Below are 19,616 nucleotides of genomic sequence, written 5' to 3' on the forward strand. Positions count from 1 at the left end.
CTTAGATACAAGAAACGCACCTTAGGGTGCGTTTTTTACGTTTAGAGCTAGAGGTTAACCTTATGACTCTTGGGTATCGGCATCCCAGTAATTGGTTGGGCGCTTGGCATAAATCTCATCGATAGCCCTGACCAAGACCTTGTTGTTTTCCGGATAAACCACCACATCGTGTTTATCCCGGTTACCTATGACCAGAAATACAAATTCTTTGTCCGAGTCATTCCTGAGAGTGTGCGCTATGGCTGTATCTGCTTTGAAACAAATGTAATCGCCTTTTTCGAAGGGATGAGACTCACCATCGATGAGCAGTGTGGCTCGGCCTTCTAAGGCATATAGATGCTCTTCTTCCTTGGTGTGGTAGTGAGCAACGGTTGAGAATTTTCCCGGAGCCAGTCGCTCCATGGTTACCCCTATCTTTTCACAGCCTGCCGCATCACCGATATGTTTCTGTTGGCTGGTATATTGTTCTGAGTGCTGCCAAGATTCCCAGCAAACATCGTCGACTTTAATTATTTTAGTAGTTGTCATTACACATCCTTAGCCCGAAGTTACAGCTCTTGTACTAATAACCTCTCATGAATTGGGGAGTGATTCAATATATTGAATACTATCTAATGTTAATTAGCGCCTAGGAGTGAAAGATTTAAATGAAAAGAGACGCCTAATGCGTCTCTTTCTTCTATGAACAACTGATGAGATTTCGAGGCCTGAAGTCTCATTCATTGCTGCATTAGTCAGTTAATCAGTGTAGTTAAACAGAGATTTGACCGTATCTAAGGTTCTACTTATTTCGTCGATATTTGCAGGGGTAATGAAGATGGTATCATCACCTGCTATGGTGCCTAGAATGCCCTCAGGCTTACCTATAGAGTCAAGTAAACGTGCTATTAGCTGAGCCGCTCCCGGACTTGTCCTGACGACTATCATAGTCTGGTTATGGTCCACATCCAGTACCAGGTTCTTTAGCGGACTCCCCGCTGTGGGAACACCCAGCTCGGCTGGTAAGCAGTAGACCATCTCTTGCTTGGCATTTCGGGTACGAACCGCACCAAATTTGCTCAGCATTCTAGAGACTTTCGACTGGTTGATGTTGGTGTAGCCTTCGCCTTGAAGGGCGATAACAATTTCGCTTTGAGAGCCGAAACGTTCCTCTTTCAAAATCGACTTAAAAGGTCTTAACAAGTTCGTCTTGATTTTTATTTGCTTGCATAGTTTCTGTGTTCTTTTTATTCAAAAATCCGTTTCATTTTGAATATTTCAAGCTTTTATGTCAACAAATACCCGAGTAACTTGAATAAAAATTCAAGTTACTCGGGGGTAATATTTGTTATCACGGGTAAATAGCTGAATTTCTACTAAGCTGGAAGCTAAAGTCGTCCTGCTTTGAGCTGATAAATGCATATATGCCTCATCAGCTTAGAAGATTTTTTGATGGATATTAGAAATTAAATCTAATCATGACTAAGGGGTAATTGAAATTTATTCATTATTCCAGTAATGTTGCGCCATCAAGAAAAATAGATCTATATCACAAATATCCTAGAATTGACGGAGATAACTATGAAAGTTGCTGTACTTGGTGCCGCTGGTGGTATTGGCCAGGCTCTTGCCTTATTACTAAAAACACAATTGCCAGCCGGTTCAAAACTGTCCCTTTATGATATTGCACCTGTAACACCTGGTGTTGCGGTCGATCTAAGCCATATCCCGACCGCAGTCGAAGTTAAAGGCTTTGCAGGTCAAGATCCATCAGCCGCTCTAGAAGGCGCAGATGTGGTGCTTATTTCTGCTGGTGTTGCACGTAAGCCTGGAATGGATCGTTCAGATCTATTTAATATCAACGCAGGTATCGTTAAAAACCTGATGGAAAAATGTGCCGCAACTTGTCCAAAAGCCTTGATCGGTATTATCACTAACCCAGTTAACACCACAGTTGCTATCGCTGCTGAAGTGCTGAAAGCTGCTGGCGTTTATGACAAGAACCGTTTATTCGGTATAACTACATTGGACGTTATTCGCTCTGAGACCTTTATTGCTGAATTGAAAGGATTAGACGTTGCCGACGTTAACGTTAGCGTTATCGGTGGCCACAGTGGTGTGACGATTCTTCCACTACTGTCTCAGGTTGAAGGCGTAAGCTTTACAGATGAAGAAGTTGCCACAATGACGACTCGTATCCAGAATGCGGGTACCGAAGTTGTTGAAGCTAAAGCCGGTGGCGGCAGCGCGACACTTTCTATGGGTCAGGCAGCATGTCGCTTCGGCCTATCTTTGGTTCGTGGTCTTCAAGGTGAAAAGAATGTTGTTGAGTGTGCCTATGTCGATGGTGGCAGTGAGCATGCAGAGTTCTTCGCTCAGCCAGTTCTACTGGGTAAGAATGGCGTAGAGAAAGTGCTGGCTTACGGTGACGTGAGTGAGTTTGAAGCTAATGCTCGTGATGCTATGCTAGATACATTAAAAGCAGACATCACCTTAGGCGTAGAATTTGTTAAGTAAGCTTAATATATTCTGGTGTTAAGCCTAATAAAAAAGGAGCCCTAGGGCTCCTTTTTTGATCCCTCGTTATCTTAGGGGTTCAGATTCTGCTTCGCTAAGATAAACGATTCGGTAGTCTTTCTAGTGGTTTCGCTCTACAGCAATCTTAGCCAGAGATATAAGGGCTTGCTTGTAATCGCTATCTGGAATGCATGATAACGCTTCTATGGCCTTATCAGACTCTTCTAAGGCTCTATTTAAGGTATATTCCAATGCACCACACTTGTTTAGTGCTGTGAGGATCTCATCTATGTATTGGGTACCATCACCCAGCTCAATGGCCTTGCGAATCAATGCTTGTTCTTTTTCGGTACCATTAGCTATCGCATAGATTAGTGGTAGCGTGGGTTTCCCTTCCGCCAAGTCATCGCCTATGTTCTTACCTAACTCTTCGGTATTGGCCGTATAGTCTAGTAGGTCATCGGTTAACTGGAAGGCTGTGCCTAAGTACTTACCGTAATCAGCCAGTGCAGTCTGTATTTCTATGGGGCTATCTGCGAGCACGCCTGCGAGTCGAGTCGCGGCTTCAAACAGCTTGGCTGTCTTACAATAGATGACACGCATATAGTTTTCTTCGCTGGTGTCGGGATCGTTACAGTTCATTAACTGCAGAACTTCACCTTCGGCAAGAACGTTGGTTGCGTCGGCAAGCATCTCTAATACTTTCATGCTGCCTAATTCGGTCATCATTTGGAATGAACGAGTGTAAAGGAAGTCGCCGACTAGTACGCTGGCGCTATTACCAAACAAGGCATTGGCAGTTTCTCTGCCTCTACGTAGCATGGACTCGTCTACTACATCATCATGGAGAAGCGATGCCGTATGAATAAACTCAATGATAGCGGCTAGCTTAAGATGAGCCTCTCCTTGGTAGTCGATTGCTCGAGCAGCCAAAATAGTGAGTAATGGGCGCATGCGTTTGCCGCCACCATTAATAATGTAGAAGCCTAACTGATTGATCAGGGCCACATCAGATTCAAGTTGAGAGTATATAAGCTTGTTGACGTCTTGCATGTCGCTATCAGCTAACTGACGGATGGCGTTCAAATCCATAAATAGGCTCTGGTGTGTGGGGACCGAAAAGTATTTGTCGGCCCAAAATTAATGCTTAATGTTATAATTATGGGATTCTACCTAAAAAAGCGCCGTAAGACAGCACTTGAGGTAAATAGAGCGAGTAATTCTGAACTTTTTTTATTCTTTAACGATTAGGGCTTGTCAGCTTACGCTTCTTCGCGTAAACTCCGCCACCATTGTCATTAAAGCTTTTATAACACCCCTGTCTCAACAAATTGAGCCGGCGTGTTAGAATACCGGAGTAAAATAGCTATGTACGCTGTTTTTCAAAGTGGTGGTAAGCAGCATCGTGTTGCTGAAGGCCATACATTACGTTTAGAAAAATTAGAAGTCGCTACAGGCGATACTGTTGAATTTGACCAAGTTCTTTTGGTTGCTGACGGTGAGACTGTACACATTGGTGCACCTTTAGTCGAAGGTGGAAAGGTTGTTGCTGAAGTTATCAGCCATGGCCGTCACGATAAAGTTACTATCGTGAAGTTCCGTCGTCGTAAGCATCACGACAAAAAAATGGGCCACCGTCAGTGGTTCACCGAAGTTAAAATTACAGCTATCAACGCTTAATTAGGAGTCTAACTCATGGCACATAAAAAAGCTGGCGGTTCTACTCGTAACGGCCGCGATTCAGAAAGCAAACGTCTTGGTGTAAAGCGTTTCGGTGGTGAGTCAGTTCTTGCTGGTAACATCATCGTTCGTCAACGTGGTACTAAATTCCACGCTGGTGTTAACGTAGGTATTGGTCGTGACCATACTCTATTCGCTTTGACTGACGGTAAAGTTAAGTTCGAAGTTAAAGGTCCTAAGAACCGCAAGTTCATTAGCATCGAAGGCTAATCTTTAGCTTTTGCTAAGATTGCTTGTGAAAGCCCCGCCTTTGGTGGGGCTTTATTGTTTTAGATATTTAAGAAATGTTTTGGCGACCCCAGGCGGAAACGGGTATAATTCGTTTAATCTGTGGTGCCTGGAGTAGATATGAAGTTTGTCGATGAAGCTGTGATCAGAGTTGAAGCTGGTGATGGCGGTAGTGGTTGCGTGAGTTTCAGACGTGAAAAATATGTACCCGATGGTGGCCCAGATGGCGGCGATGGTGGTGATGGTGGTGATGTTTATCTGCAAGCAGATGAAAGTTTCAACACATTAATCGATTTTCAGTTTGAGCGTTTTCATCGCGCCGAACGCGGAAAAAATGGTCGTGGACGTGATTGTACTGGTCATGGCGGCGATGACTTGGTGCTTAAAGTGCCTGTTGGAACCCGAGCTATCGATGAAGAGACTCAGGAGTCTCTAGGTGACTTGACTACTAACGGACAAAAAATGTTAGTGGCAAAAGGTGGCTTCCATGGTCTAGGTAATACTCGCTTCAAGAGTAGTACTAACCGAGCACCTAGACAGAAAACTTTGGGTACACCTGGCGAAGTGCGTAGTCTCAAACTTGAGCTTATGCTGTTGGCTGATGTGGGTCTTTTAGGCATGCCTAATGCGGGGAAGTCGACCTTTATTCGTTCTGTTTCCAGAGCGACACCTAAGGTAGCCGATTATCCGTTTACCACACTTGTACCTAACTTAGGGGTTGTTAATCCCAGACATGGTCAGAGCTTCGTTATTGCTGATATTCCTGGCTTGATCGAAGGTGCTGCCGATGGTGCAGGACTTGGTGTTCGTTTCTTGAAGCACTTGGAGCGCTGTCGTGTGCTGCTTCATCTTATCGATATCGAACCTATCGATGGTAGTGATCCTGTCGAGTCGGCGCGTGCTATTGTTGGCGAACTCGAGAAACACTCCCCTCAGCTTGCAGGCAAGCCTAGATGGTTGGTGATCAATAAGACAGATTTGCTACTCGAAGATGAGCTTAAAGAGCGTGTCGACCACATAGTTAAAGAGCTTAAGTGGGAGGGTGATGTTTACACCATCTCAGCTTATAACCGTGACGGTACACATGAGTTAAGTCTCAAGCTTATGGACTTCATTGTCGCCCTTCCTGAAGAAGAGGCGGTCGATAAAGACCAAGAAGTTGAATTTAAGTGGGATAACTATCATAAAGATAGTGATGAGCTAAATGAAAACTTCGTTAGTGATGACTTAGATGATGATTTCGATGACGACGATTATGATGTCAAAGTGATCTATCAAAGATAAGTATTTATACTGCTTTTGTTGTAATAGGAGCACCATTTTGAGTTATATTCTTCGGGATTAATGTGTACGCAGATACTCAAAATGAGATCACCCGGCAAGTTGTCCGGGTCGCTCAACTCCTACTAGCCTATGGCGCTGATTCTGAACTGGTTGAAGAGATCAGTCAGCGCTTAGGTTATGCATTGGGTCTCGCCAGTGTTGAAATTTCTATCTCATCAAACTCCCTAGTATTAACTAGCCTAGTTCATGGCCGCTGTATCACTACTACTCGGCGCACCCGTGAGCATGGTATTAACATGACCGTTATCTGTGAACTGCAGAGAATATGCTTACTGACAGAGAAAGGCTTATATGGCCTTTATGAAGTAAGGAAGCGGGTCTCCAGAATTCGACCTAAAACCTATCCGACACATTATCTAGTACCCATGATTGGTTTATCATGCGCAAGCTTCTGTCACATGTTCGGTGGCGATCTTGCTGCATCAATATTGACCTTTTTTGCGTCTTCGGTGGGCATGTTTGTCAGGATTTCTATTGCCAAGCATCATTTCAATTTACTGTTAAACTTTGCCGTAACGGCTTTCGTGACTACTTTAATAGCCCAGCTTGGCTATCAAATTTCCTTTACCGAAACCCCCAAATTACCCATGGCTGCGAGTGTGCTTATGTTAGTCCCTGGCTTCCCCATGATAAATGCCATTTCTGATATGGTGAAGGGGCATCTTAATGTCGGTATCTCAAGATGGGGACATGCGACTATATTGACCGTAGCGTCGGTTATAGGTATTACCATGGCGATGCAACTCGGTGGGTTATTTCTTTGATGAACCCATTGATTGAACTTTTATGCTCCTTACTCAATGATGCGCTGTTTTCGGCAATACCTGCAGTCGGTTTCGCCATGGTATTTAATGTCCCCAAACGATTCCTTCCCTATTGTGCGTTAGCGGGAGCTATAGGCCACAGTAGTAGAACTTTATTACTTCATACGGGTTTGCCCATCGAGTGGGCGACATTCGCGGCAGCGGGCCTTGTGGGTCTTATCACTATAGGTTTTGCCAAACGTCATATGGCGCCACCTCTCATGTACGCGGTCGCTGCTATTATCCCCATGGTGCCAGGAACCTATGCGTTTAATACCGTTATCGCTTTGGTTGAGCTGACGACACAATCTGAGATCAGTTCAGAGCTTACTTCTCAGGTTATTCGTAATGGTTTAAAAACCGTGTTTATTCTTGGTGCCTTATCGGTAGGCTTAGCTATGCCTGGTTTGCTTTATTTTAGAAGTCGACCAGTCATTTAAATTTAGTGGGTCACAGACACCCGGAGATAACTATGAAAATCGCCATGATAGCTGCGATGGCTAATAATCGTGTCATTGGCAAGGATAACCAGATGCCCTGGCATCTTCCTGAAGACCTGAAACACTTTAAGGCCATGACGCTAGGTAAACCTATTGTCATGGGTCGTAAGACTTATGACTCCATTGGCCGCGCGCTACCCGGTCGGCTTAATATCGTCATTAGCCGTCAAGAAGGGCTAAGCATACCGGGAGTCACCTGTGTCACTTCATTCGAAATGGCTGTGGAAGCGGCCGGAGAATGTGAAGAACTGGTGGTGATAGGTGGTGGACAGCTTTACGCCTCTCTTTTAAGTAAAGCGGACAAGCTTTATCTGACTGAAATCAATTTAGATGTTGCTGGTGATACGTTTTTTCCTCAGTGGGACGATGGTTCCTGGGAGCGGATTAGTCAAGAAATGTTGGTAAATGGTGCTGGATTGGAATATAGCTTTATCAACTTGGTTAAAAAATGTTAAATTATGCTTGTTGTTATGTTTCGGGTGGGGCATATAAAAATTAATTATTGATGCTCTACAGTATAAAAATAAATAATAAGAAGGAATATCGGATGCGTCTGTTACCTACGAGCATAGTTGCTATTATCGCGGCATCGGCATTTTCTATGCCTGTACAAGCCAATTCAGATCAACTCGCCGCGAATATTTGTAATTATGTCCAAGCTGATGATAAGAACCGTTTGCGCAAAAAACTAAAAGAAAATCGAGTCAAGCTACGTAACATCTATTCGGGTGTTAAGTGCAACGGAGACAGTTTATTGCGCACTGCAATGAATAGTGGTTCAGAGAAGGTGGGGACCTTTATCGCCAAACGTCTTTCAGTATCAGAGCTTACAGCTACAGAAACAGATGGTAAGACTATCCTTGATTGGGCCAATGGCAATGGTCACGGTGCTAGTGCCATCACGACTGCCATAAAAGACAGAACGGCAGGCGGTTAAAGACTTACATTGTAGAACTTATAAAAATGCCGGATACATAAGTATCCGGCATTTTTTTAGTTTTAGAACCTAGAAACCTTAAACTCTCTTACTCAAGCCTGTAGCTCCTCGGCAAGTTTAGCCACTTGATAGCTTGGCTATGGGACCCATCTGTTCTAGCCTATAAACCGTAAATTCTAAACCTTAAACTCTCTAACAGATGCTTGCAGTTCTTCTGCAAGTTTAGCCACTTGATGACTGAGTTATGGGATCCGACTGTTCTGGCCTATAAACCGTAAATTCTAAACCTTAAACTCCCTAACAGATGCTTGCAGTTCTTCTGCAAGTTTAGCCACTTGATAGCTTGGCTATGGGACCCATCTGTTCTAGCCTATAAACCGTAAATTCTAAACCTTAAACTCTCTAACAGATGCTTGCAGTTCTTCTGCAAGTTTAGCCACTTGATGACTGAGTTATGAGATCCGACTGTTCTGGCCTATAAACCGTAAATTCTAAACCTTAAACTCTCTAACAGATGCTTGCAGTTCTTCTGCAAGTTTAGCCACTTGATGACTGAGTTATGGGATCCGACTGTTCTAGCCTATAAACCGTAAATTCTAAACCTTAAACTCTCTAACAGATGCTTGCAGTTCTTCTGCAAGTTTAGCCACTTGATGACTGGACTGAGCTGTTTGATCGGCGCCAGTGGAGGTCTCTTCTGAGATGGCGGCTATGTGCTCAAGCTTCTCTGACACCTGCTGACTCACTATGTTTTGTTCTTGTGCTGCATTGGCGATATGAGTGCCCGAGTCATGTGCCTTGTGCACTGCTTCGCTGATACTTTCTAATGCTAGATTAGCCTGCTCAGTTTTCTCTACACAGGTATTTGCTTGAGTGCGTCCTAGCTCCATGACGGCAACGGCCTGTTGAGCACCCTCTTGCAGAACTTGAATCATCTGTTGGATCTCTTGAGTCGAGTCCTGGGTTCTCGAAGCCAGACTACGTACTTCATCGGCAACGACGGCAAAGCCGCGTCCCTGCTCACCGGCTCGTGCAGCTTCGATGGCTGCATTGAGGGCTAATAGGTTAGTCTGCTCGGCGATGCCGCGTATCACATCGAGAATCGAACCAATGGAGGCACTATCTGAATGTAATTTATTGATGACTATGCCTGCTTTAGCAACTTCATCGGCCAAGGCCAAGATTGTCTGTTTATTCTCATCGGCAATGGCGCGCATATGTTGCGCTTCATCATCGGCTTGCTTGATTTGAATAAGGGCATCATCTGCACTGTTAGTAACCTGCTCGGCACTGGAACTCAACTGAGCCGTTGCCGTGGCAACTTGATCGACCTGGCTCTTCTGCTCCTGAATACCTACTGTAGTTTGGGCCGTTATTGCAGAGGTTTCTTCTGCGGCGGCAGCAAGTTGATTGGAGCGATCCAAGATACCCTGGATAAGATCTCTTAGGCTATCCACCAGACGGTTACAGTTGCGTGATAGTTCTGCAAACTCATCGTGGCCGGAATCATCTAACTTGTGGGTCAGATCTCCGGAAGCTAAAACCTTGAGTGCATTATTAACTTTATCCAGTGAACGTTTTAAAGGTCTGATCACTGCGATACTGATTATTATGGCCAGTATGATGGCGATGATAATCAGAATACGGGTGTTTAAACTCGCTGCATCTATATCTTCAATCGCACTTTGGCTTACGGTCCTAGACACTGATTCTACTTTATTGGTCAAGTCTTTCATGCTGTCATTGGCAGCTTGTACGTCTTTTTCTACTTGAGACAGCATTTGAGATGCAGACGTATGGAAGTTAAGTTGACGTCCCTTCATAGCTTGTATTGAGCCACTGCCATGGAGCATGTTGAAGACTTTATTCGCTTCTTTGTTGATGTTGTTTAATAGGGTTTGATCGATAACGCCTTGTGAGTGACGGGTGACATATTCGAGTTTACTTCTGGCTTCACTGACGATGTAATCCAGCTCTTTAGAGATGGTTTGGTATTGCTTTTTTGTTTGACTGTTAATTAGATCATAGCTGGTGCTGACTATGCCGCTGAAGCTGTTATCTATATTTCCTGCTGTGGCGGCAATCTCTTGTTCTGTGGGATTGTCACTCATCTCGAGATCGATGAGATCCAGTAGTAATGAAGCCGTGTCATCGGCGGATAGTTCTAGAATATCCAGTTTTATTGCCAGCTTTTCCTGAGTGACTAACTCGTTCTCACGGGTTTTAATCATCTTCTCGCCATTAGCGATGAAGTTTTGGTAACTCTGGTGTAAATTTGAAATAGTACCCGAGAAATCGGCTTGATCTTGTTCGCCAACAATTCTGGATAGCTGAGCTAGCTTGGAATTAAAGTCTTTATCTAGTTTATTAAATTTATTAGATATCTTAGGAAGATCTTGGGATTTTTTTGTATGGTATGCCACCAGAATCTGTTTCTCTTGTCGAGCTATGCCCTGTAAGAGGTAGGCGGTAGATTCTAATGCGGGAATACTGATTTCTTGTAGTACTTGTGTGCTGGTTTTTAACTTACTATTTGTCAGTAGAGAGGCCGCGCCTAATCCTACTAACAGTAAAGTAACGATACTAAACCCGCCAATGACTCGGGTGGCGACATTCATTTTCATAGGGTACTCCGATTATTGTTATTATTATGTTTTCCCGTAACAATTAAGTTGCCGTTGCCCTTGGTCGTAAAGATGTTTAAATTCAAGGGTTGGCAGAAAACAATCGCTTCCAATTTTATTATATCGGCCAACTTACCAGCTAGTTTAACTCTTTTTTAACTTATTTTGGGTAATTTTTTGATCTGACTCCATATGCCATAACGTCAGATGATTACCCCAACAACAGCCCGTATCCAGAGCATAAATATTGGGATTCTCAACTTTTCCCATCACAGCTGCCCAATGACCGAAGATCAAGGTGTGTGTCTCCTTGATTAACCCATTAGCGTTAAACCAAGGGGTTAGACTGGGATCCTGACAATCATCAGGTGAGAGCTTACAATCGAAATCCAGTCCACCGTCGGGGCGTAAGAAACGCATGCGAGTCAGGGCGTTGATACAATATATTTGTCGTTGTAATTCTGACGCATTTTCGTCCCATACATGAGTTTTATTGGTGTACATTTTGGCGATTAAGGCTGGAATATAATCTTGAGAGGTTAAGGCCTTGCTGACGAGTTGAGCCTGAGCTCTTAAGGTCTGAATATCCCATTGGGGAGGGACGCCCGCATGAGTCATAATGATATTCTGCTCGGGAAGTTCCTGTACCAGAGGTTGTAATCTTAGCCAGCCAATTAATGAGCCTAAATCGGCCGCATCTAAGAGTGCATCGAGTTGGTCTTTCGGATTTACACGTTTAATTTTTGCGGCAACTGCCATCAGGTGAAGATCATGGTTGCCTAATACCACCTTAGCCGACCCATCAAGCTGCTTGAAGTATCTTAGGGTGGGAAGTGAACCTTCTCCTCTGGCAATGAGATCGCCGACTGCCCAAAGCACATCTGTGGAAGGGTTGAAGTCAACTTTAGCAAGTACTAGTTCTAGCTCTTCAAAACAACCCTGAATATCCCCGACAAAGTAATTAGCCATCTAAATACACGCCTTTAAATTAGTGGAGTAAACCTGGAACGGCTAGCCTAAATGGATGAATTGTCGCTTCGAATCGTTCACCATCATCGGTCACCATAGTGTATGTGCCTTGCATGACCCCAAGAGGGGTTTCTAGCACTGTACCACTGCTATATTGGTATGCGGTGTTTGGCTCTATTCTTGGAGTCTCTCCGACGACACCAGCACCTTGGACTTCACTCTTATGGTTATTTGCATCGGTAATACGCCAGTGGCGGCTTTCCAATGTGGCCGCTACTTGTCCCAGATTGATGATGGTGATGGTATATCTAAAAAGGTATCTCTCCTCTTTGGCAGATGATTGCTCTTCAATATATTCAGTTTTTACTTCAACCTTGATGGTCGACCCGAGCTCAGACATAAGTTACCTTTTTGACAAAAAAAAGGAGGGCAAGCCCTCCTATTCTATTTCTATGTATTCTTGTGTTGATTCACAATCGAGAGTCCCGAGATAATGAACTAAGCTCGTTCACCAGCCTTCTTATCCAAGAGCATGTTAGCCATGGATACGTATTGCTCAACAGTGATCTGTTCCGGTCTCAATGATGAATCTATGTTGAGAGCCAGGAACTCTTCATCAGTAATCATATGCTTTAAATTGTTACGTAAGGTCTTGCGACGCATGCTGAAAGCCGTAGTTGTCATACGTCTAAGAAATTCCACATCACTACATGGCCAAGGTTTCTGCTTGTAAGGGACTAATCGTACCACTGCAGAGTTAACCTTAGGTGCTGGTGTAAAACATTCTGGCGGTACTTCCAGTACTGGCATGATCTGGCAATGATATTGAGCCATCACAGTCAAGCGACCATAGGCCTTAGTTCCAGGAGTGGCAGACAGTCTTAATACCACCTCTTTTTGTAGCATAAAATGCATGTGCTTGATGTGTTCTGCAAATTCGAACAGATGAAACATCAAGGGAGTAGAGATGTTATAAGGCAAGTTGCCAAAAACTTTAAGTTCCTTGCCTTCTTCTATCAGTTGGCTGAAATCGAAATTTAGGGCATCACCCTGATGGATTTCTAACTTATGTTTCAGGGTCGGGTGCTCATGTAGTCGTGCAACCAGATCTTTATCTAGTTCAACCACAGTCAACTTATCTATGGATTCGGCAACTGGCTCTGTTAGCGCGCCGAGACCCGGGCCGATTTCGACCATGACATGATCATTGTCAGGTGATATAGCGCCGACAATACGATTAATGACGTTATGATCTGTCAGGAAGTTCTGTCCGAAACGTTTTTTGGCTGTATGGCCTAAATGTACTTTATTACTCATCTGCTATTCTATTATCCAGCTTTTACTGCCAAATCTATGGCTTTATTTAGTGCGCAGACGAAGCTTCCTATGTCTGCAGTACCGGTTCCGGCGAGGTCTAGCGCTGTGCCATGGTCGACGGAGGTACGAATGTAGGGGAGTCCTAAGGTAATGTTGACTGAGCTACCAAACCCCTGAGATTTAAGAACTGGAAGGCCTTGATCGTGATACATGGCGAGTATCACATCTGCATCTTCGAGATACTTAGGTTGGAAAATGGTGTCTGCCGGTAGAGGGCCTACGATACTAATTCCTAGCTCACGTAACTCTTCAAGTGCTGGAATTATGGTATCAAGCTCTTCACGGCCCAGATGACCATCTTCTCCTGAATGTGGATTAAGACCACATACATAGATCTTGGGTTGCTCTATTGCAAACTTGTCGATTAGATCTCGGTGTAAAATCTTTATTATCTGGTGCAGGCGATCACGGGTGATTGCTTTAGATACATAGGCCAAGGGAATATGGGTGGTAACGAGTGCCACATGTAATCCCGGAGCCGATAGCATCATGACCACATCTTGGCAATTGGCTTGATTAGCAAAAAATTCTGTATGGCCGCTGAATGGGATCCCTGCCTGATTAATGATCCCTTTATGTACAGGACCCGTTACCACAGCATCGAACTCGCCATTCATGTTTTTTTCACCAGCATAGCGCAATGTTTCAATTACATAAGCACTATTTTGTTCATCGAGTTGGCCACATTTGCTGGCAACAGCCAGTGAAAAAGGGGCTATGGTCAAGGTGCCGACTTCCTGAGCCTTAGGTGCTTGATTAGGCTGATATGGCTTGAGTTGAAGCGGCAAACCGAGATTTTTGGCTCTCGATGTTAATAAATCAGGGTCAGCACAAACAACTAGCTCAGCAGGCCAAGCCTGCTGAGCTAGTTGAATAACTAAATCTGGACCGATACCTGCGGGCTCGCCCGCAGTTATGGCAATACGTTTAGTCGTCAATACGTTTAACCTCTATTGAAATCAGCATCAAAAACTTCGATATAAGCTTCTGCTCTCATCTCGTCTAACCAAGTCTGTAACTCTTCGTTAAATTTACGACGATAGATAAGTTGATGTGCTTTATTGGTATTAAATTTAGCCGTCGCATCAGTTGTGCGACGCTCTTCTAATTGGACTATGTGCCAGCCATGGGTAGAGCGGAAGGGCTCACTGATGTCATTTACATTCAGTCCCTTTAGGGTCTGAGAAAATGCCGGTACATAAACAGTTGGATCGGCCCAACCTAGCTCACCGCCTTTGGCTGCAGAACCTGGGTCTTCCGAATACTTGTGAGCCAGTGCCGCGAAGTCGGCATCGCCGGCGCGGAGCTGCTTGACAAATTTATCCAGCATGGCCTTTGCCCTCTCTTCTGAAAGAATAGGTGAAGGCTTGATGAGGATGTGACGAGAGCGAACTTCCTTAACCTCTTTGGTCTGTAGGCCGCGAGCGTCTATTACCTTGATAATATGGAAGCCGGCGCCACTTCTGATAGGGCCAATAATATCGCCCTTCTTAGCATCGGATAAGACTTCAGCGAAAAGAGTCGGCATCTCGTTGATGTTCATGTAATCCCAGATACCTCCCTCGAGAGCTTTAGGACCGGCAGAAGCTGCGATAGCCGTACGACGAAAATCTCCACCGTCTTTAACACGTTCCAATACTTTATTGGCTCGGTTACTCGCCTTTTCCAGCTGCTCGCTGGTAGGGTCGTTGGGGATCTCAATCAGGATATGACCGATCTGGAACTCAGTCTGTTTCAGACCTTGTTCTTCTATCATGTTTACTAGGTTGTTGATCTCTTGTGGTGATACTTGAATACGGCGTTGTACTTGAATGCGCTGAATTTCACCTAAGGTCATCTCTTCCCTTAGTTGCTCACGATAATGGCTCCAACTCATGCCTTCGCCGCCGATTTTGTGTTTCATCTGGTCGACAGTGAGCTTTTGATCTTTGGCGATATTACCTATGGTCTGATCCAGCTGTAGGTCACCGATATGAAGGCCAATTCTGTCGGCCATCTGCATCTGCAGACGCGTCACGATTAGACGTTCGATAACTTGGGTTCGTAACGCTTGGTCCGAAGGCAGAGATTGACCCGCGGCTGAAGCATTAGTTTTAACAGTCGTCACCATATTGGTGATCTCACTCTCCAGCACAATGCCTTCGTTTACCTGCACAGATACTCGGTCTAATGGCGTGTTTTCAGCTTGAACCATGTGGCTCGAGGCCAAGGTTAGAAAAGCAATAATCAAATGTTTACAGGGTTTCATCCACAAAAATCCTTGGCATATTAATATCAGCTGCAGCATAAATTAGTGCTGATAGGAAAATCTATTTCATGATTGGACTATAAGTCCTTCTCATGGTTCATAACAATATCATTTATTTGTTTAACTAGTTTTTAAGGTATAAAGGTTTTCTATAGTTAAACAAGCCGTCATTGAGCATATCCGTGACACCTAATGGGCCGGAACCACCGAGTCCCTTGATCACGAAATTAAGATAAAATCCTTTCTCAAACTGCTCTCTGCCATCCATCATCATGTTCAAATCATCGTCATCATAATTTGTCTTGATGCGATAATGATAGCTTAGACGTAGAGCCCAACAACAGGATTCATATTGGAAGCCAGCATAAGTCTCTACGTTGCGCTTCTCGTTAAGATCATAATACCAGTTACCCACAAGATATAGGTCATCGCTTACAGGCCAAGCACCTCGCATACCAGTCTGAGATATATTGACAGACTCATTAGTATTGGTGTTGACCAGATCTGGCACATAGCGGTAGCTAAATTGGAGTAACTTGTTCGCTCCAGGCCGGAAATCTAAGCTGACTTCACTCTTCTTGTTCTCACTTTGCTTAGTATCATACTGAATAGCACCACTCATATACCAGTCTTTGTAGAACTGAGTGCTTAATTCTGCCGCTAAAACAGAGTTAGAAGTATTTTCTTGGGTGAAGGACTGAGTAGACATTCCTGGTTCATGGATGCCGACACGGCTATCTTGGAAGTAGAAAATTTGTCCTAAACTAAACTTAAACTTCTCGACATTATGTTCGTCATAAAGTCTTGTGGTTAAGCCTAAGGTCATCTGGTTTGCATCGGCTATTCTATCGAGTCCTGAGAAACGCCTCTCCCTGAACAGGCCATAATAATCTTCCTGGAGCTGAGCGGTATCATAGATGCCGATATTAGATTGATCTTCATAACCCACATAGAGATATTGAAATTGAGGCTCTAAGGTTTGGCGATAATTCTCATTGAAATAGTCAGTGTAACGCTCGAAGTTAACCTGGCCATGAACACGGACCTGAGGCAGAGTTCGACTGACTTGGTCGTCTAACTCTTCATTTTTTGGATTGCCTTGATCATCTTGCCAATAATAGGTCTGCAGCAGCTTTACTTCACTGGTGATGGAGCCTGCTGGACCTTGTATCGGCAAGGAAATACTCGGTTCGATATGAAGGCGAGTCGCGGTGGCAAATTCATTTTCTCTATGTTCAAAGTTAGTGACTTCACTCATAAAATCAAAATCTAAGCCATGCCAGAGCGATGGTGCACGATAGTTGAAGTTCAGTTGCGGCATGACCTGATAAGGGATCTCTTCTTCTCCCAATACCTTGATATCCTGCACTCTGGCGCTAAAATCCCAGTTTCTTTCGAAATAGCTGATTTCACCTATGCGCGACAGTTGATTATCCGTTGCAGATTGAATATCCGAGTTCATGTCGTTGAAATAGTTGTTATCGGAAACTTGGGTGAAATTGGCTAATACTCGCCAGTTTTCGTCGATAGCTCCCTTATGTTCCCAATGGTATAGATAACGATCTGAGTTGTTGCTCAGCATATTATCATTGCCCAAATATTCAACGTTGAGCTGACCTTGCTGTGATTCACCGGCTAAATATCTGAAATCAGTCTTGAGGAATAGGCCTCGAGTCGACATGTAATGGGGCGTAAAAGTCAGATCGTATTCTGGGGCTATATTCCAGTAATAAGGCGTAGCTATCTCTACACCATTGGTGGTGCTGGTACTAAATTCCGGAAAAAGGAAGCCTGATTTACGTTTATCCGATACAGGGATCGTCATGTAAGGGATATAAAGGACAGGTACACCAGCAATTTTAAGCTTGGCATCCCAAAGCTCTCCCCATTCCTCTGTACTATCTATCTTAATTTTGTCGGCTTCGAGCAACCAAGAAGAATCACCCGGTGGACAGGTGGTGAAATTTGTCTTGGTGAGATGCAAATTATTATCGGGGGTTATTTCGAGCTTTTCCGCATCGCCGTGTATCTGTTGGCCATGAAGCCAGTATTTTGCACCAGTAAGGCTGGCACTGTTATCTCCCATGTGAGCCACAAGAGAGTCAGCCGTGATAGTGAATATCTCATCTTGGAAAACTAAGTTTCCATTAGCATTTAGCTGTTCACTCTCTTGATCGAGTATGGCTTCATCTGCCGCTATATGGCGTGCGCCTTGGCTGAAAGAGACGTTGCCATTAAATGTGGCTTGTTTACCCATCTGAGCTGCCGAGCGATCAGAGATTATACGTATCTCTTGAAGGTTCAATTCAGGGGCGTTGGGATCTAAGGGAGCCATTTTAGGCACCGGAGGCTCTACCTGGCATTGTATGCTGGCATCTGGCACTGAGGTAATTTCTTCAGCCAAGACTAATTGGGGAAGTAGGCTTAAAGCCAAAAAATATCGGATATGCATCTTAAGTCGTTTATTATGATTTCTTAGTCTGGACAAATATAGGTGTGCAATCTTGCACTTTTATCAGGCAACTTAGCTAAATATCAATAATGAGATTTTTAGCTAATTCCATTTTGTTTTATAATAAAGCAATTCTTACCTAAGAGCCATGAGGTGCCCTTGTCAGATCTTAGATTTCTTCAGTTAAATTCCTGGCTAAACCAAGTTTTTGCTAGTCAATCACACCCAGTACTCATCTCTGGAGACGCTAGTTTTAGGCGTTATTTTCGAGTGTTACATGATGAGACTAGTTATATAGTAATGGATTCGCCACCAGAGCAGATCCCAGTGTCTCCATTTATAAAGTTAGCTAAAGCTTATGGTGACCTAGGAATTAATGTTCCGCAAGTTATTGAATCAAATGTTGAAGACGGTTTTTTACTCTTGAGTGACCTCGGCGATGTGCAGCTTATTTCACGGCTAAACGATACCAGTGTCGAGGCATATTACTCTAGAGCATTGAAGCTTTTAGACCGCTTTGCTGCTTTCACTGAAAATGCTGAGCTAGGTTTACCCTTGTATGATTCGGTCTTCGTTCACAGAGAATTAGATATTTTTACCGACTGGTTGATAAAGCATCATCTTAACTTAGTTATCGATGCCGATACCCGAAAGATGCTTGAGCAGGCCTTTGCTTTGTTAGTGGCGAATGCCGAAGAGCAACCAAAAGTAGGTATGCACAGAGATTATCACAGCCGCAATCTTATGCTTACAGCCGATGAGTTTGGTGTTGAACAGCTCAGCGTGATTGATTTTCAGGATGCCGTTATCGGCCCGGTGACATATGATGCCGTGTCGCTATTAAGGGATTGCTATATCCGTTGGCCTGATACTCTTGTAGAGGGCTTGATGGAGAAACATTACCTTAATCAAAAACAAGCGGGTCTTATCGATAGTTCGGTAACCTTAGAGAAGTATCGAAGATGGTTCGATCTGATGGGTATACAGCGCCATATCAAGGCGGCTGGTATTTTCTCACGCTTGAATTATAGAGATGGCAAGCCTGCCTATATGGCTGATATTCCCATGACACTCGCCTACATAGCTGATATTTCCGCGGGTTATCCTGAGCTTGAGGACTTTAGTGCTTGGGTCACCAATACCTTAGTGCCCGCATTCGAGGACAAACTATGAAGGCGATGATTCTTGCGGCTGGGCGAGGAGAGAGGCTAAGGCCGCTTACTGATACCCTTCCTAAGCCCTTAGTGTGTGTCTCTGGTAAACCTCTGATTGTTTATCATATAGAGCGCCTCGCCGCAGCGGGTATTGATGAGATAGTGATCAATCATGCCTGGCTAGGCGAGAAGCTAGTCCAGCAGCTTGGCGATGGTAGCCGATGGGGCATTCAATTGCATTATAGCGCGGAGAAGAGTGCGTTAGAGACTGGCGGAGGTATCAAGCATGCCTTGCCTCTGCTGGGAGATGACGCATTTCTGGTGATAAACGGTGATGTGTTTATGGATGATCTTCCTCAAGATATTGCAGCTGGCTTGGCACAAATCAGTGCTGGGAAATTGGCTCACCTCTGGTTAGTGGATAATCCGAGTCAGCATCCTTATGGTGACTTCCCTCTACACCATGGCTTGGTTGCTGCGAACAGAGCTGAAGATAAGCCTGCACTGACTTTTTCTGGCATGGGTCTATATCATCCTTCATTATTCGATGATACCCCAGAGACGGGGTTTCCATTGGCGCCATTATTGCGGCAGAAAATGTCATCGGATCTGGTATCGGGTAGTCATTACTCTGGTTATTGGTGTGATGTTGGAACCATAGAACGACTCGAGGATCTGGAGCGTCGGCTTCAAGCAAACTAGTGTAATTTTTCGTATTTTATATTTGTAATTTTGATAATTTAA

The 19,616-nt window shown here is 44.2% G+C and carries 19 protein-coding genes and 1 pseudogene; 10 read left to right on the forward strand and 10 right to left on the reverse strand.

Translation table 11 applies throughout. The features are described 5' to 3' along the window. Nucleotides 1-60: 60 nt before the first annotated feature. Both SVI_RS03695 and argR read right to left on the reverse strand, forming a co-directional pair. Nucleotides 61-528, reverse strand: a complete 468-nt coding sequence (locus SVI_RS03695; protein ID WP_013050066.1) for a cupin domain-containing protein — start codon at nt 526-528, stop codon at nt 61-63. A 210-nt stretch (nt 529-738) separates the two neighbouring features. Then, a pseudogene (argR, locus tag SVI_RS03700) lies at nt 739-1,210 on the reverse strand (transcriptional regulator ArgR). 350 nt (nt 1,211-1,560) lie between these two features. Here argR and mdh point away from each other — a divergent pair. After that, nucleotides 1,561-2,496, forward strand: coding sequence for a malate dehydrogenase (mdh, locus tag SVI_RS03705; protein WP_013050068.1), 936 nt, complete (start codon nt 1,561-1,563; stop codon nt 2,494-2,496). Between the two features lie 120 nt (nt 2,497-2,616). On the opposite strand, the gene ispB is transcribed toward mdh, so the two are convergent. After that, nucleotides 2,617-3,588, reverse strand: coding sequence for an octaprenyl diphosphate synthase (gene ispB / locus SVI_RS03710; protein ID WP_013050069.1), 972 nt, complete (start codon nt 3,586-3,588; stop codon nt 2,617-2,619). Between the two features lie 276 nt (nt 3,589-3,864). Between ispB and rplU the strand changes: the two genes are divergently transcribed. The 7 genes from rplU (at nt 3,865) to SVI_RS03745 (ending at nt 8,048) form a co-directional block, all read left to right on the forward strand. After that, nucleotides 3,865-4,176: a 50S ribosomal protein L21 gene (gene rplU, locus SVI_RS03715; RefSeq protein ID WP_005497144.1), complete on the forward strand. Its 312-nt coding sequence runs from the start codon at nt 3,865-3,867 to the stop codon at nt 4,174-4,176. A gap of 15 nt (nt 4,177-4,191) precedes the next feature. Beyond that, the gene (gene rpmA, locus SVI_RS03720) at nt 4,192-4,446 is read left to right on the forward strand and encodes a 50S ribosomal protein L27 (RefSeq protein ID WP_012141302.1); all 255 of its coding nucleotides are present in this window, start codon (nt 4,192-4,194) and stop codon (nt 4,444-4,446) included. A 138-nt stretch (nt 4,447-4,584) separates the two neighbouring features. After that, complete coding sequence (gene cgtA, locus SVI_RS03725) at nt 4,585-5,748, forward strand: Obg family GTPase CgtA (RefSeq protein WP_013050071.1); 1,164 nt, start codon at nt 4,585-4,587, stop codon at nt 5,746-5,748. Between the two features lie 62 nt (nt 5,749-5,810). Beyond that, the gene (locus SVI_RS03730; RefSeq protein WP_013050072.1) at nt 5,811-6,572 is read left to right on the forward strand and encodes a threonine/serine exporter family protein; all 762 of its coding nucleotides are present in this window, start codon (nt 5,811-5,813) and stop codon (nt 6,570-6,572) included. 8 nt (nt 6,573-6,580) lie between these two features. Then, the gene (locus SVI_RS03735; protein ID WP_041420202.1) at nt 6,581-7,051 is read left to right on the forward strand and encodes a threonine/serine exporter family protein; all 471 of its coding nucleotides are present in this window, start codon (nt 6,581-6,583) and stop codon (nt 7,049-7,051) included. A gap of 32 nt (nt 7,052-7,083) precedes the next feature. Further along, on the forward strand, nt 7,084-7,566 hold the full coding sequence (gene folA / locus SVI_RS03740) for a type 3 dihydrofolate reductase (RefSeq protein WP_041419651.1): 483 nt from the start codon (nt 7,084-7,086) through the stop codon (nt 7,564-7,566). A 92-nt stretch (nt 7,567-7,658) separates the two neighbouring features. Beyond that, nucleotides 7,659-8,048, forward strand: coding sequence for a DUF3718 domain-containing protein (locus tag SVI_RS03745; RefSeq protein ID WP_041419652.1), 390 nt, complete (start codon nt 7,659-7,661; stop codon nt 8,046-8,048). A 596-nt stretch (nt 8,049-8,644) separates the two neighbouring features. Here the strand turns inward: SVI_RS03745 and SVI_RS03750 are convergent. The 7 genes from SVI_RS03750 to lptD all read right to left on the reverse strand — a co-directional run bounded on the left by SVI_RS03750 (nt 8,645) and on the right by lptD (nt 17,718). Further along, the gene (locus tag SVI_RS03750) at nt 8,645-10,672 is read right to left on the reverse strand and encodes a methyl-accepting chemotaxis protein (RefSeq protein WP_013050076.1); all 2,028 of its coding nucleotides are present in this window, start codon (nt 10,670-10,672) and stop codon (nt 8,645-8,647) included. Between the two features lie 144 nt (nt 10,673-10,816). Continuing rightward, complete coding sequence (locus tag SVI_RS03755) at nt 10,817-11,641, reverse strand: symmetrical bis(5'-nucleosyl)-tetraphosphatase (RefSeq protein ID WP_013050077.1); 825 nt, start codon at nt 11,639-11,641, stop codon at nt 10,817-10,819. A 19-nt stretch (nt 11,642-11,660) separates the two neighbouring features. Next, a complete protein-coding gene (apaG, locus tag SVI_RS03760; protein WP_013050078.1) occupies nt 11,661-12,041 on the reverse strand; it encodes a Co2+/Mg2+ efflux protein ApaG in 381 nt (126 codons plus the stop codon). A gap of 98 nt (nt 12,042-12,139) precedes the next feature. After that, complete coding sequence (gene rsmA / locus SVI_RS03765) at nt 12,140-12,958, reverse strand: 16S rRNA (adenine(1518)-N(6)/adenine(1519)-N(6))-dimethyltransferase RsmA (RefSeq protein WP_013050079.1); 819 nt, start codon at nt 12,956-12,958, stop codon at nt 12,140-12,142. Between the two features lie 11 nt (nt 12,959-12,969). Further along, on the reverse strand, nt 12,970-13,956 hold the full coding sequence (gene pdxA, locus SVI_RS03770) for a 4-hydroxythreonine-4-phosphate dehydrogenase PdxA (protein ID WP_013050080.1): 987 nt from the start codon (nt 13,954-13,956) through the stop codon (nt 12,970-12,972). Nucleotides 13,957-13,961: 5 nt separating this feature from the next. Further along, the gene (surA, locus tag SVI_RS03775) at nt 13,962-15,266 is read right to left on the reverse strand and encodes a peptidylprolyl isomerase SurA (protein ID WP_013050081.1); all 1,305 of its coding nucleotides are present in this window, start codon (nt 15,264-15,266) and stop codon (nt 13,962-13,964) included. A 124-nt stretch (nt 15,267-15,390) separates the two neighbouring features. Beyond that, on the reverse strand, nt 15,391-17,718 hold the full coding sequence (lptD, locus tag SVI_RS03780) for an LPS assembly protein LptD (RefSeq protein WP_041419653.1): 2,328 nt from the start codon (nt 17,716-17,718) through the stop codon (nt 15,391-15,393). A 153-nt stretch (nt 17,719-17,871) separates the two neighbouring features. Between lptD and SVI_RS03785 the strand changes: the two genes are divergently transcribed. Next, nucleotides 17,872-18,891 carry an aminoglycoside phosphotransferase family protein gene (locus tag SVI_RS03785; RefSeq protein WP_041419654.1) on the forward strand — a complete coding sequence of 340 codons (1,020 nt, stop codon included), beginning with the start codon at nt 17,872-17,874 and terminating at the stop codon, nt 18,889-18,891. Next, nucleotides 18,888-19,574 (forward strand): N-acetylmuramate alpha-1-phosphate uridylyltransferase MurU, encoded by a 687-nt coding sequence (gene murU, locus SVI_RS03790; RefSeq protein ID WP_013050084.1) that lies wholly within the window; start codon nt 18,888-18,890, stop codon nt 19,572-19,574. Before SVI_RS03785 ends, murU begins: the two co-directional genes overlap by 4 nt. The last annotated feature ends 42 nt before the right edge of the window (nt 19,575-19,616 follow it).

The sequence above is a fragment of the Shewanella violacea DSS12 genome (genome assembly GCF_000091325.1).
Lineage (GTDB): Bacteria > Pseudomonadota > Gammaproteobacteria > Enterobacterales > Shewanellaceae > Shewanella > Shewanella violacea.

Excerpts from the sequence above, each read along its gene's own strand:
- SVI_RS03695 (WP_013050066.1), bottom strand. The coding sequence starts at position 528 with ATGACAACTACTAAAATAATTAAAGTCGACGATGTTTGCTGGGAATCT.
- mdh (WP_013050068.1), top strand. The coding sequence starts at position 1,561 with ATGAAAGTTGCTGTACTTGGTGCCGCTGGTGGTATTGGCCAGGCTCTT.
- ispB (WP_013050069.1), bottom strand. The coding sequence starts at position 3,588 with ATGGATTTGAACGCCATCCGTCAGTTAGCTGATAGCGACATGCAAGAC.
- rplU (WP_005497144.1), top strand. The coding sequence starts at position 3,865 with ATGTACGCTGTTTTTCAAAGTGGTGGTAAGCAGCATCGTGTTGCTGAA.
- rpmA (WP_012141302.1), top strand. The coding sequence starts at position 4,192 with ATGGCACATAAAAAAGCTGGCGGTTCTACTCGTAACGGCCGCGATTCA.
- cgtA (WP_013050071.1), top strand. The coding sequence starts at position 4,585 with ATGAAGTTTGTCGATGAAGCTGTGATCAGAGTTGAAGCTGGTGATGGC.
- folA (WP_041419651.1), top strand. The coding sequence starts at position 7,084 with ATGAAAATCGCCATGATAGCTGCGATGGCTAATAATCGTGTCATTGGC.
- SVI_RS03745 (WP_041419652.1), top strand. The coding sequence starts at position 7,659 with ATGCGTCTGTTACCTACGAGCATAGTTGCTATTATCGCGGCATCGGCA.
- SVI_RS03750 (WP_013050076.1), bottom strand. The coding sequence starts at position 10,672 with ATGAAAATGAATGTCGCCACCCGAGTCATTGGCGGGTTTAGTATCGTT.
- SVI_RS03755 (WP_013050077.1), bottom strand. The coding sequence starts at position 11,641 with ATGGCTAATTACTTTGTCGGGGATATTCAGGGTTGTTTTGAAGAGCTA.
- apaG (WP_013050078.1), bottom strand. The coding sequence starts at position 12,041 with ATGTCTGAGCTCGGGTCGACCATCAAGGTTGAAGTAAAAACTGAATAT.
- rsmA (WP_013050079.1), bottom strand. The coding sequence starts at position 12,958 with ATGAGTAATAAAGTACATTTAGGCCATACAGCCAAAAAACGTTTCGGA.
- surA (WP_013050081.1), bottom strand. The coding sequence starts at position 15,266 with ATGAAACCCTGTAAACATTTGATTATTGCTTTTCTAACCTTGGCCTCG.
- lptD (WP_041419653.1), bottom strand. The coding sequence starts at position 17,718 with ATGCATATCCGATATTTTTTGGCTTTAAGCCTACTTCCCCAATTAGTC.
- murU (WP_013050084.1), top strand. The coding sequence starts at position 18,888 with ATGAAGGCGATGATTCTTGCGGCTGGGCGAGGAGAGAGGCTAAGGCCG.